The following is a 12,000-nucleotide window of genomic DNA, read 5'->3' as shown; positions in this document are numbered from 1 at the left end:
GTCAGAGGTCCCGCGACCGACCGAGGTGCTTGAGTTCGCCGCCGCACTCGCACGTGCCGCCGGAGTCCGTCCGTTCCCCGCATTCGAAACACTCGTACAGTTCTTGTCCGTCACTCTCGTATTCTGGTCGCATATCAACTCTTTTGATAGCAAGTAACATAGCTTCGGCCCTATTATTCTTTAAAGAATACGATATCATATCGGCGAGTGGTTGGACGAACGATCAGACCCGGTACGGGGCGCGCTCGGCGTCGACGGTCCGCCGGTGGGCCGATTCCGTGCCGTCGAGACGATCCGGGAAGACGGGACGAACGGCCGGAACCCGTTCCTTTTTCACTCGAATCGGCGTAGTTGAGGTATGGAGTTCGGCTTCACTCTCGGATCGAACGCCCCGACCGGCGTCTTCGCCCTCCACGCCGCGGTCGCCGCGTTCTTCCTGTACCTCGGGGCTGTGAACGCGGCCGCCGGCGAATCGCTCGGTCTCGCGTTGAACGCGCTCATCGGCGCCATGCTCCTCGTCGCCGGCGTCGTGACGGCGCGGATAACCGAACGGCGAACCTGAGTCACGGCGCGTTCGCCACCCTCGGCCCCGTCGAGTCCGAACGTCACGCGTTGCTTCTCGGCTCCACGTCGTTCCGTTAGAAGAGCCGGAGGAGGGATTTGAACCCCCGACCTATTCCTTACGAAGGAATCGCTCTGCCAGCTGAGCTACCCCGGCACGCGTCTAACAATTCCCGAACGGCAAAATAAGGGTTCCGAAACGACGACGGCTCGGGGACCGGGCGCGGGCTCGATGCCCTCGACATCTCGCGATCCCCGTGCCCTCAAATTGTTGTCGTTCGTCTCGGTTAAAGTCTAATTCTACCTAGATACGGCGTTTTCTATCGATACTATCACAGGTGTATAAGGAAAAAACATAAATACTTGTTCAGGTCTTCAGTACAGTGTGGTCGTGCCGCGACGGCGGAGATCGGCTCCGTCGGTGGTGCGTGCCCGGTCGAAGCCCGTGCCGGGTGCCGATACTCTCGTCGGTCGCTTCCCCCACGGCGACCCGACGTGGCGGTCACCACTATCAGCGATCCACCGCGGCCGTCGTCCACCCACGTCTCCGACGTGTCAAGCGCGAAATCGCCTCTGACCTCGACGCTCCGACGGCCGCGAACTCTTGTCATGTGACGGGCCGTGTCGTCCCGACCCGCTCGTTCCCGGGCGGGACGACTGCCGCGCTGTCGGTCAGTCCATCCGGTCTCCTCGGTAGTTATCGGTGTGAGAGCCACTCGGCGAGGGGCGGCGCTCGTCCGACGCTCGCCGCGCCCCTAAGCGAAGAGCCGCCGCGGCTCGCTCGCGATCGCCGAGAGACCGCTCGCGCCGGCCCCGAGAGCGCCCGCGACCCGCACCTCCGCCGGTGCGACGCCGAGCTCGCGGGAGAGGCGCCCCGGGCGCGCGTCCGCGCCGATCACCGCGACCGTCCGACCGCGGACCCGGACCTCGGTCGTGAGGCGCGTCGCGGTCAACAGCGCGGCGGGGGCGCGTGCGTCGCCGTTCTCCGGTAGCCTCCGGACGACCCGGATCGCGTCGCGGACGGTCGGTACCTCGACGAACAGCCGCTCGCCGGTCGAGCGGACGTCGAGATCGACGCCGTCGACGGTGAGCGTGAGGTCCTCCGTGACGACCGAGAGCGGCGCCCTCGCGTCAGTCCCGCTCACGGGTCGTGACCCGCACGGTGCCGTCGAGCCGCCAGTTGGCGTGCTCGACGTCGTCGCCGGTTCCGCTGGGGACGTCGACGCTCATGTCCTCGAACTCGTACACGATCTCTGCGTTGCGGCCGGTCAGCCGGTCGTAGAGCCCGATTGCGAGGTCGGGCCACGTGGTCGTCTCGTCGATGCGCTCCTCCGGGTCGACTGTGTCGCTCATAGTCGACGGATACCACGTACCACAGTACTATAAAATTGTCACTCTGTCGAAACCACCGGCGGCGCTGGCGACGGGGAGTCACCGACACGTGATGACGCCGGCGTCGCAGGCGCGACCGACCGAACCGCGCTTCAGAGCCGCGTCAGCCGGACGTCGAGGCAGACGTTGTACTCGTGGGGCGCGTACGACCGGACGACGCGCTCCGTCTCGACGTCGACCGCGTACTCGTCGCCGGCCGCCTCGCGGATCGCCCGCGCTCCGGGACCGAACGGGTCGTCCTCGTGCTGAATGTCGTAGTAGTGGACCGCGCAGTCGTCGCCGGCCAGCCGAACGGCGGTGTCGAGGAACGCGTCGGCGGAGTGCGGGAGGTTCATCACCAGCCGGTCGGCCGCGTCGGCGTACTCGTCCGCGATCTCCCGCACGTCGCCGGCGATCGCGGTCACGCGGTCGGCGACCCCGTTCCGGGCCGCGTTCTCGCGGAGGTAGTCGACGGCGCGCTCGTTGAGGTCACAGGCGATCACGTCGGCGCCGCGGGACGCCAACGGCACCGCGTAGGGGCCGACGCCCGCGAACATGTCGACGGCGGTCTCGCCCGCCTCGGCCCGCTCGATCACGCGGTGGCGCTCCGTGGCGAGCCGCGGCGAGAAGTACACCTCGGCGACGTCGAGCAGGAACTCGTGGCCGTACTCGCGGTGGACCGTCTCCGTGCCGTTCCCGGCCAGCACGTCCCACCGCCGGACGCGGAGCTCGCCCTCGATCGGCGACGCGCGGTTGAGCACCGTCTCGCAGGGCACGTCGGAGGCCATCACCGCGTCGGCGATCTCGCGGGCGCGCTCGTCGTCGTCCTCGTCGACGATGACGATGTCGCCGAGCCGCTCCAGCGAGGGCTCGTATCCGAGGACGTCGGCCGGCGTCCGCGGACGGTCGCGCTCGGCGGCGTCGCGCTCGACGACGGACACGTCGAGGTCGGCAGGCACCGCTTCCGGGTCCGTGACGGGGATGTAGATGGCGTCGCCCTCGACCGCGATCTCGTGGTCGCCGTCGAGGACGCCCGCCTCGGCGAGGCGCTCGCGGACGGCCTCTCCGCGCTCGCGGTCGACGGCGACGCAGGGAACGCTCATTGTCGCGGAGAGGCGGAGCGAGCCATAAACGCTGACGCTTTCGGCCGTCCGGGACGGCCGGGCCGACGATCCGGTGCGACCGCGGCGCCGGAGTCAGTCGTCCGCGGTCGCCTCGGGTCGATACGCCTCGCTTATCCCCTTCCACTTCCCCGACCGGAACCGCCAGTAGTTGATCGCGGCGGGGATCGTCGTCTCCGCGAGGAACGCCGTGTAGAGGCCCCACAGCCCGATCGCGGGGAGCGCGACCTCCGGAAGCGTGAGCCCGGTCAGGGGCACGTCGAGCGCGGGGGTCACGTCGTTAGCGCCGACGTACGCGAGCGGGATCGAGACGCAGAACATTCCCAGAAACTGGCTCGCGAAGGGGATCTTCGTGTCGCCGGCCGCGTCGAGCGGTCCCGCCGCCCCGCCGGAGACGCCCTGGAACACGACGGCGACGCAGGCGGCGTACACGAGGTTCACGGCGATCGGGACCTCCGGGCTCTGTGGGCTCTCCGCGAACAGCACCACGATGTCGGTCGCGAACGCGGCGATCAGCGCCGCGGAGACGACGTACGTCGCCACGGAGAAGCGGATGATGTCGCGGGCGTACGCCTCCGCTTCTCCGGGGTCCTCGCCGCCGAGTTCCTGTCCGACGAGGCTTGAGGAGGCGAGCCCGAACCCCCAGCCGGGCGTGTTCATGAGCCCCCAGATGCGCCGTGCGATGACGAACGCGGCCACCGTGTTCTCGCCGAACACGTCGAGGATGGCGAGCATCGGGAACTCCGCGGCGGTCCACACGAGGTTGCGCGCGCCGACCGGGAGCCCGATCTCGACGAGGTCGCGGAGCATGTCCGGGTTCAGGTAGGAGCCGAAGGGGTCGACGGCGACCGGGAACTCGCCGATCAGGGGTGCACTGCCGCGCACGAGCCCCGCGGTGAAGCCGGCGACGGCGAGGACGTTCGAGAGGACGGTGCCGACCGCGGCGCCCTCGACCCCCCACCCGAACCCGAAGATGAACAGCGCGCTGAGGACGATGTTCGCGAGCGCGCCGCCCGCCCGCACCTGCATCGCGGTGTACGCGTCGTCGCAGCCGACCAAGACGCGGCTCCCGACGAGGTTGAGAGCGGCGAACGGCACCCCGAGCCCGACGACGCGGAGGTAGTCGGCCCCGAGCGCGATCGCGGCCTCGTTGCTGCTCAGGACGTCGATGAACGCCGGCGCGTACAGCCAGAACGCCGAGCTGACGGGAAGCGTGACGAGCACGACGAGGAGGACGCTCGACCGCACGGCGTCGCCGAGCTCGCCGTACGCCGCCGCGCCGTACCGCTGGGAGACCAGGGCGATGGTACCGCCGGCGACGCCGCCGCCGATCGCGAACGAGAGCCCCCAGTACGGCCCGGCGAACCCGACGCCGGCGACCGCGCTGGTGCCGACCGCGACGCCAACCATCGCGACGTCGACTGCGTTCTTCGACATTCGAGCGATCCCCGTGACGATCCGCGGCCACGCGAGGTCCGTCGTCCGGACCACCCGGTGGCGGTCGATCAGTCCCGCCCTCGCGAGGGCGAAGCCGATGTACAAGATGAGCGCGCGGAAGGGGTTCGGGAGGCGGACCACTGCGAGTACGCCTCTTTCCCGGTGGGCGCTAAAGGGATTTCGTCACGCGGCGGTCGTTTCCGGATCGGGGGGACTCGACCGCGACGTTGAGGCGGAGACAGATATCAGGCGCCCGACACGAGGTACACGGCCGCGGCGGCGAAGACGATCCCGACCGCCTTGCGGGCGGTGAACGACTCGCCGAGGAAGAGGAAGCCGATCACCGACGAGAAGACGAGGAACATCGCGAAGATGGGCGTCACGACGCTCACCGGCCCCAACGCGAGCGACCGGTACAGCGCCAGGATGCCGATCCCGAGGAACACTCCGGCCGCGAGCACGTGGAGGATCTTCGGCGACCCGAGGTGGACGGCGAACCCCTGGCCGGTGTACGCGAGCACGCCGACGGCCATGCAGATGAGCAGGGTGTTAGAGACCACGACGGCGACGTCGCTCGGGACCGCGTCCGGTCCCGTGGTCGCGACGCGCATCAGCGGCGAGACGAGCGCGTACGCGCCCATCGCGAGGAGCGCGTAGGGGAGATACGTAGCGTCCATACCGGCGGGTCGACCGGGGCGAACTAGTGCCTACCGACCCGCGGCCGTCGGCCGGCGGCTACCGACTCGCGACCGCCGGACGGAGTTTACCGACCTGCGACCGTCGGCCGGCGGCTACCGACCCGTGCCCGCGGAGCCGGCGGACGCGTGGGTCTCGGCGCCGGCCGACTCCTCCCCGCCCGCCGGCGCCGCGTCGCCGGTGGGGACGGAGACCGTGACGACCGTCCCGCGGGGCTCCCGCTCCGCGAAGGAGACGCTCCCGCCGACCTCGTCGATCCCCCACTTCACGATCCAGAGGCCGATCCCGCTGCCGTGTTCCAGCGGCGTCTCCGTGCCCTGCGCCAAGACCTCGTACTCGGCCGGGTCGATCCCCGGGCCGTCGTCGGCGACGGAGACCTCGACCCAGCCGTTCGCGACGGTCGCCTCGATCCACACGGACGGCGCGTCCGCGTCGTTGTGCTCGACCGCGTTCGAACAGAGGTTCGCCGCGACGACGCGGAGGGTCGACGGAACCGGCACGTCCGGCACGTCCCCGTCGATCGACACCCGAGCGTCTGGGAACTCCTCGCGGAGGTCAGCCGCCGCCTCCTCGACGACCGCGGACAGCGCGACCGGCGGCTCCGGCTCCGAGACCGGGTCGAACAGTTCGCTCGCGGTCCGGGTCCGCTCGCTGAGATCGAGGATCCGCGATGCGCTCTCCTTGACGACCGACAGCGCGCGCTCGTCTCCGGAGTCGGCCGTCAGTCGGTCGGCGTACCCGTGGATCAGGTTCGTCTCGGTCCGGACGTCGTGTCGGAACACCCTGTTGAGCACGTTCAACCGCTGCTGCTGGCCGAGGTACTCGCCAACGTCGTGGAAGACCATGAGCCGCCCGACCGCCCGACCGTGGTTGTCGGTCACGCGTCGCACCGTGACCTCGTACGGTCGGCGCCCGTTCCGTCCCACGATCGAGAGGGGCCCGACGTCGCCCCGTTCACCGTCGAGCGTGTCGTAGCGGGGCACGACCGCGCCGGCCGCCTCGCCGACCGCCGTTCGGCGGTCGACCTCGAACACGTCGGCGGCGCTGCGGTTCAGGTCGAGCACGTGGCCCTCGGTGCCGACGACGAACACGGGGTCGTGGAGCTGCTCGAAGACGAGCTGGCGCGCCCGGCGGCGCGGCGCGGGCGTGAGCGTGAGCAGCCGGAACCGCGACAGCGCGAGGAGGTACGCGACCCCGGAGGCCGCGAACGCGACGGGGGTCGGGTCGAGTCCGGGGATGGGGATCGCCCCGGTGAGATAGAGGACGCTGCTCACCCACGGCACCGCCGTCCCCACGAGCAGCGCCGCGCTCTGCCCCCGGAACGGGCGGGCGTCGTCGCGGACGAGCTGGAGGATCGGGACCGACCCGATCAGCCCCATCAGGTAGGTGTAGCCGGCGATGACGTAGTACCAGGGACCGACGTCGACGCGGAGGAACGACCCGACCGCGGTGTCGGCGACCGCGCGGTCGGTGGTGATGAGCCCCAACGGGTCGCCCGTCGCGACCACGAGGACGGTTATCGCCGGTGCGACGCAGGCCGCCGCCACGACGCTCGGCCGCACGTACCGGTCGCGGCCCGTGTACTCCAGCGCGAACAGCAGCCACCCGACCGGGACCACTACCACGCCGACCCACTGCACGTCGTACCAGAGCGCCTTCGCGGCGAGCGTCGACGCCTCTAACTCGAAGACGAGGAACGTCGTCCACCACACCTGCCCGACGAGGAGCAGCGCGAGCCACGTCGCCCCCGCCTCCGGCCGCTCCCGCCACGCGAGGATCGCCGCGGACGTCCCGGTCACGACCGCGGCGAGAAGCGCGATGGAGAGCGGACTCAGCCCGATCACACTTAATTACATGTAAAGGTAATATAAATCATTTTGTTTCCCTGATTCGACATCCGCGCCGCGATCGGGCGGACGGCGGGAGTCGGTCAGCCGACCAGCGACACCCCCGCGATCGCGGCGCCGACGACGAGGTAAGTGCAGTCCGGGGCGACGCCGAGGACCGCGGCGTCGTCGACGCGGCCGGCGAGGGCGGTGACGCAGACCGACGCGGCGATGCCGACGCCGAGCGCCCCGACGAGCGGCCACGCGAGCAGCCCGGCGACGGCGGCGGCCGTCACGGCGCCCGCGACGATCAGGTCGACGCCGTACAGCACCCGCCGGGTCCGGGCGACGCCGAGCACGACGGGGAGCGTCTCGACGCCGACCGCCGCGTCCGCCTCCACGTCCCGGACGTTCGGGAGTTCGGCGTCGACGAACGACCGGAGGAGGAAGTACGCGAAGACGACCGGGACGGCCGGCCCCACCGCCGCCTCGGCGAACGCGATCGGGAGGAACGTGAGGGCGGTCGCCCACCCCACGGCGACGACGATCGAGTTGACGACGAGCACGTCCTTCAGGCGTGGGACGTAGCTGTGCCCGCCGTCGGTGACCCCCGCACCGACTCGCCCGACGGGCTGGTCGTCGGGCGCGACGCTCGCGAGGACGCCGCCGACGGCCCGGCCGAGGTCGGGCAACCAGTCGGAGGCGTACACCACCCAGAACGCACCGGGGAGCAGCGTGACCGCGAGCGCGACCGGTCCGCCGATGACCGCGAGCGCGACCGCGGTGCCGTACGCGAGCGTGGCGGCGACCATCAGCTGGTCTCCGTAGCGCCGGGCGAGCAGCGCCCGCTGCGGGGTCGAGGCCGCGTCGGCGTCGGCGTCGGCGACGTGGTCGACGGTGTACACCGCGAAGGTGACCAGTGCGACGACCACCGGGGCGGCTGTCGGCCGGACGCCCAGCAGAACGGTCGCGATGAGCGTCTCGACGGCCGCGACGAGCGCGATGAACGGGGCCCCCGACGCGAACGCGCCGAGGAGGCGCGCGGGGTCGGTAGTCGTCCCGACCGCGGCCGGAGACGTGCCCTTCGGCGCCGCTGACTCTCGACGCGGTGGCGTCGACTCCGTCGAGGCGCGCGGCGGCGTCTCGGACGGGAACTGTTCGGTGTGATTCTCCGAGTCGGTGCCGTCGATGAACTCCGACGGCGGATCTGTCCTGTTTGACATTGTTTGCGGCCGGCACCCCGACTGTCGGTGGCACCCGCCAGCTATACTCAAACCACCGAACCTATTTATACATAATAAAATGAATAAACAAACTGATAATAGTGGGCGTTTTATCTCCGACTGAGCCGATTCGATCTCGCGTGCGTCGCCCACCGGCGGATCGGCGGCGTCCCGAGTCCTCCGTGCCCCCTTCAGTACGCTTTTGAGGAGAGCGGCCGATCCGTCCCCTATGGACGGAACCTTCGACCACACGATGATCCGCGTCGAGGACTTAGAGGAGAGCCTCGACTGGTACCAGACGCACCTGAACTACGAGGAGAAGGGACGCTGGGAGGCGGACACGTTCACCAACGTCTACCTCGGCCCCGAGGACGTCCACGAGGACGGCGCGCTCTTAGAGCTCACCTACAACCACGGCGACCGCACCTACGAGATCGGCGACGCGTGGGGTCACATCGCCGTGCGCGTCCCCGAGGACGCTCTCCAGGAGTCGTACGACCAGCTGATGGCGGAGGGCGTCGAGGACTACCGAGACCCCGAGTCGTGCGGCAACCGCTACGCGTTCGTGAAGGACCCGGACGGTCACGAGATCGAGATCGTCAAGCGCGACTACGGCGAGAAGTGGAGCATCGACCACACGATGATCCGCGTCGAGGACGCCGACGAGGCGCTCGGCTACTGGACCCGCAAGTTCGAGTACACGGAGCAGCCGGGTGGCCGCTGGGAGGCGGACACCTTCTCGAACTACTTCATGGCTCCCGAGGACGCCCCGAAGGAGGCGATGAAGCTGGAGCTCACGTACAACTACGACGGCCGCGAGTACACGATGGGCGACGGCTGGGGCCACCTCTGCGTCCGCGTCGACGACCTCGACGAGGCGTGGGAGACGCTGATGACCCGCGAGGCGCCGGACTACCGCGACCCCGCCTCCTGCGACCACAACTACGCGTTCACGAAGGATCAAGACGGCCACGAGATCGAACTGCTCGTCCGGGAGTAGGCGTCAGCGCCCCTCGTTTCTCGCCGCTCGCTCCGCGACGTCGACGCCGTGCACCTCGAACCGGGCGCCGCCCAGCTCGGGGTCGTCCGTGACCCGCACGTCCCAGCCGTGAGCGGTCGCCACCTGCTCGACGATCCGGAGGCCGAACCCAGTCCCCTCCCGCGAGGTCGAGTAGCCGACGTCGAACACGTCCTCCCGGTCGTCGGGCGGGATTCCGGGCCCGTTGTCTGCGACAAAGAACCCGTCGCCGTCGGTCAGGCCGCCCACCGTGACGGCGACGCGATCGCCGCCGTGCTCGACGCTGTTGCGCATCAGGTTCTCGATCAGCTGTTGCAGCCGGCTCTCGTCGGCGTGCAGCGTCAGGTCGGTCTCGACGGCGAGCGTCGCGTCCGCGGTGTCGACGTTCAGCCAGCAGGACTCGACGACCGCCGCGAAGTCAACGAGCTCCGTGTCGCTCACGCGCTCCCCCTCGCGGGCGAGAGTGAGCAGGTCGCTGATCAGTCCGTCCATCCGTTCATGGGCGCCGGCCGCGGCGTCCAGGTGCGGCGAGTCGCAGTCGTCTCGAGCCAGCTCTACCCGGCCCTGCGCCACGTTGAGCGGGTTTCGGAGGTCGTGGGAGACCACGCTTGCGAACTCCTCCAGCCGGTCGTTCTGCCGTTCTAGCTCTGCGCTCCGCCGGTGGAGCCGCTCGGTACGGGCCTCCGACTGGAACGCCGTCTCCGCGGCGGTCGCGAGGATCTTCGCGAGGAACACGTCGGTCCCGTCGAAGACGCCGGGGTCGGTTTCGCCGATCGATACCGTCCCGTACTCGCCCGCCGGGAGGATCATCAGGCTCCGGAGCCCCGTCCCGTTGTCGACGGCGTCGAGAGTCTCGATGTCGTCGTACACCCGGACCTCGTTCGCCTCGTAGGCCGCCCAGTTGAGGCTCCCGCCGTCGGGCGTGAACACCTCGCGCTCGGGGAGCGTCGCCTCGACGGCCTCCGACACGGCGACCGGGACCAGCCCGCCGGCGTCCTCGTCGTGGATCCGGACGGTCGTCACGGAGAAGCCGAGCACTTCGGCCGCGGCGTCGACGACGCGCTCGGCGATCGCCTCTCGAGAATCCGCGCGGATCAGGTTCCGCGTCGCGTCGTGAAGCCGCTCTAAGCGCGTCTCGCGGTCGACGCGGTCGAGGGCGGCCTCCAGGTGGTTCGCCAGGATCACGGCGATGAGGACGTCCGTGTCGGTGAACGCGTTCGCCGCCGACGCGGAGATGACGAACAGCCCGTGCCCCTCGATCGGGTGGAGCACGAGACTCTCCGCTGGCGTCTCCTCGTCGAGGCGGTCAGACTCGGAGAGCTCGTCGATCGCGAGCGGCTCGTCGCCGCGGTACGCCTCCCACGCGAGGGCCGCGCGCGACCCCGGCGGCCCGCCTCGGTCGTACGACGGCTGCTCGTCGAAGAACATGGGGACCGACTCCGCGAGCGCGATCGGCTCCAGCGCATCTCCGGCGTCGTTCTCTAGGTGGATCCCGCTCAGCTCCGCGCCGATGATCGCCGACGCGGCGTCCACCGCCAGCTGCGTCGTCTCCTCGACCGTGCGGGTGTAGTTGAGGTCCCGCGTCCACTCGCGGAGACGGGCCAGCTTCTCCTCGCGCCCCTTCCGGTCGGAGACGTCCCGCGTGTTGATCACGTACCCGTCGATCCCGCTGTCGTCGAGCCTGTTGCTGCCGACAGACTCCACCCACAGGTAGTCGCCGTCGGCGCGCTCCAGCCGGTGCTCTATCGTCGGATTCTCCGCGTCGCCGGCGATCGACTCCCTGAACCCTTCGAGGACGCGTTGGCGGTCGTCCGGGTGCACGTACTCGAACGCGTCCTCACCGAGGAGGTCCGCCGGCTCGTAGCCGAGGAGCGACTCGACGGACGGGCTCGCGTACTGGAACGTCCCGTCCGCGTCGAGCGCCGAGACGATGTCGTTGGAGCGCTCGAGGAACGCGCGATGCCGCTCGCGCTCGGTCACGTCTCGGATGATCCCGACGAACCGGCGCTCACCGTCTTCCTCGAACTCGCCGAAGGAGATCGACAGCGGCACCTCGTGGCCCTCGCGGTGCTGGCCCGGGAACTCGACGGCCGACCAGTCCATCTTCGGGTCACCGCCGGAGACGTACCGTTCGACCCCAGCGGTGTGATCCGCGGCCTTCCGGTCCGGCATCAGCTTCGTCAGCGGTTCTCCCTCCAGCTCGCTCGGCGCGTAGCCGAACAGCCGTTCGACGGCGGGGTTCGCGAACCGGATCTCGCTGTCGGCGTCGATGGTGACGATCGCGTCCATCGAGTTGTCGGTGATCGCGCGCAGGTGCGTCCGGGTCCGTTCGGCCTCGCGCTCGGCGCGGCGCTTCATGACGGCGTCGGCGATCCGGTTCGCGAGGATCTCGTACTTCTCGGTACCCCCGCCCTTCTGGAGGTAGTCCGTCACCCCGGCGGAGATCGCCTCGCTGGCGACGGTCTCCGACCCCTTTCCGGTGTACAGGACGAAGGGGAGGTCGGGATCGCGCTCCCGGACGCGCTCTAAGAACTCGATCCCGTTCGGTCCGGGCATGTCGTGGTCGGAGACGACGCAGTCGATCCCGCCCTCGTCGAGCCGCTCCAGCCCGACCGTCGCGTTCGGGGCGGCCTCGACGGCGATCCGCTCGTCCTCGCGTTCGAGGAACGATCCCGTCACCTCCGCGAGGTCCGGGTCGTCGTCGACGAGGAGGACGCGGATCCGGTCTCTCATTGATCCCGAGTACT

Annotated in this window: 11 protein-coding genes and 1 tRNA gene; 2 read left to right on the top strand and 10 right to left on the bottom strand. The window is 69.7% G+C overall.

Translation table 11 applies throughout. From position 1 onward, the window contains the following. Position 1: 1 nt before the first annotated feature. The gene (locus DJ74_RS18830) at positions 2–133 is read right to left on the bottom strand and encodes a rubrerythrin-like domain-containing protein (RefSeq protein WP_141211975.1); all 132 of its coding nucleotides are present in this window, start codon (positions 131–133) and stop codon (positions 2–4) included. A gap of 225 nt (positions 134–358) precedes the next feature. On the opposite strand from DJ74_RS18830, the gene DJ74_RS14840 reads away from it, so the two are divergent. After that, positions 359–562: a hypothetical protein gene (locus DJ74_RS14840; protein WP_094522978.1), complete on the top strand. Its 204-nt coding sequence runs from the start codon at positions 359–361 to the stop codon at positions 560–562. A gap of 83 nt (positions 563–645) precedes the next feature. Here DJ74_RS14840 and DJ74_RS14835 read toward each other — a convergent pair. The 8 genes from DJ74_RS14835 to DJ74_RS14800 all read right to left on the bottom strand — a co-directional run bounded on the left by DJ74_RS14835 (position 646) and on the right by DJ74_RS14800 (position 8,235). Continuing rightward, positions 646–718, bottom strand: a tRNA-Thr gene (locus DJ74_RS14835). Between the two features lie 598 nt (positions 719–1,316). Continuing rightward, entirely contained in the window at positions 1,317–1,706 is a 390-nt protein-coding gene (locus DJ74_RS14830; RefSeq protein ID WP_094522984.1) for a peptide ABC transporter ATP-binding protein, read from the bottom strand. Beyond that, positions 1,693–1,914 (bottom strand): hypothetical protein, encoded by a 222-nt coding sequence (locus DJ74_RS14825; RefSeq protein WP_094522986.1) that lies wholly within the window; start codon positions 1,912–1,914, stop codon positions 1,693–1,695. Before DJ74_RS14825 ends, DJ74_RS14830 begins: the two co-directional genes overlap by 14 nt. Positions 1,915–2,045: 131 nt before the next feature. Then, a complete protein-coding gene (locus DJ74_RS14820) occupies positions 2,046–3,035 on the bottom strand; it encodes a class I SAM-dependent methyltransferase family protein (RefSeq protein ID WP_094527736.1) in 990 nt (329 codons plus the stop codon). A 93-nt stretch (positions 3,036–3,128) separates the two neighbouring features. Then, complete coding sequence (locus DJ74_RS14815; RefSeq protein WP_094522990.1) at positions 3,129–4,631, bottom strand: MATE family efflux transporter; 1,503 nt, start codon at positions 4,629–4,631, stop codon at positions 3,129–3,131. A gap of 104 nt (positions 4,632–4,735) precedes the next feature. Continuing rightward, positions 4,736–5,167, bottom strand: a complete 432-nt coding sequence (locus DJ74_RS14810; protein ID WP_094522992.1) for an EamA family transporter — start codon at positions 5,165–5,167, stop codon at positions 4,736–4,738. 114 nt (positions 5,168–5,281) lie between these two features. Beyond that, on the bottom strand, positions 5,282–7,030 hold the full coding sequence (locus DJ74_RS14805; protein WP_094527735.1) for a histidine kinase N-terminal 7TM domain-containing protein: 1,749 nt from the start codon (positions 7,028–7,030) through the stop codon (positions 5,282–5,284). Between the two features lie 86 nt (positions 7,031–7,116). Continuing rightward, positions 7,117–8,235, bottom strand: coding sequence for a UbiA family prenyltransferase (locus DJ74_RS14800; RefSeq protein WP_094527734.1), 1,119 nt, complete (start codon positions 8,233–8,235; stop codon positions 7,117–7,119). A 229-nt stretch (positions 8,236–8,464) separates the two neighbouring features. Between DJ74_RS14800 and DJ74_RS14795 the strand changes: the two genes are divergently transcribed. Next, complete coding sequence (locus DJ74_RS14795; protein WP_094522998.1) at positions 8,465–9,235, top strand: VOC family protein; 771 nt, start codon at positions 8,465–8,467, stop codon at positions 9,233–9,235. 3 nt (positions 9,236–9,238) lie between these two features. On the opposite strand, the gene DJ74_RS14790 is transcribed toward DJ74_RS14795, so the two are convergent. After that, positions 9,239–11,986 carry a PAS domain S-box protein gene (locus DJ74_RS14790; RefSeq protein ID WP_094527733.1) on the bottom strand — a complete coding sequence of 916 codons (2,748 nt, stop codon included), beginning with the start codon at positions 11,984–11,986 and terminating at the stop codon, positions 9,239–9,241. Positions 11,987–12,000 lie beyond the last annotated feature (14 nt).

The sequence above is a fragment of the Halorubrum sp. Ea8 genome (assembly GCF_002252925.1).
Lineage (GTDB): Archaea > Halobacteriota > Halobacteria > Halobacteriales > Haloferacaceae > Halorubrum.
This window is presented reverse-complemented; position numbering and strand designations above follow the sequence as displayed.

Bases quoted from the DNA above. Each gene is read 5' to 3' on its own strand.
- DJ74_RS14820 (WP_094527736.1), bottom strand. From the start codon at position 3,035: ATGAGCGTTCCCTGCGTCGCCGTCGACCGCGAGCGCGGAGAGGCCGTC.
- DJ74_RS14800 (WP_094527734.1), bottom strand. From the start codon at position 8,235: ATGTCAAACAGGACAGATCCGCCGTCGGAGTTCATCGACGGCACCGAC.
- DJ74_RS14810 (WP_094522992.1), bottom strand. From the start codon at position 5,167: ATGGACGCTACGTATCTCCCCTACGCGCTCCTCGCGATGGGCGCGTAC.
- DJ74_RS14825 (WP_094522986.1), bottom strand. From the start codon at position 1,914: ATGAGCGACACAGTCGACCCGGAGGAGCGCATCGACGAGACGACCACG.
- DJ74_RS14840 (WP_094522978.1), top strand. From the start codon at position 359: ATGGAGTTCGGCTTCACTCTCGGATCGAACGCCCCGACCGGCGTCTTC.
- DJ74_RS14790 (WP_094527733.1), bottom strand. From the start codon at position 11,986: ATGAGAGACCGGATCCGCGTCCTCCTCGTCGACGACGACCCGGACCTC.
- DJ74_RS14795 (WP_094522998.1), top strand. From the start codon at position 8,465: ATGGACGGAACCTTCGACCACACGATGATCCGCGTCGAGGACTTAGAG.
- DJ74_RS18830 (WP_141211975.1), bottom strand. From the start codon at position 133: ATGCGACCAGAATACGAGAGTGACGGACAAGAACTGTACGAGTGTTTC.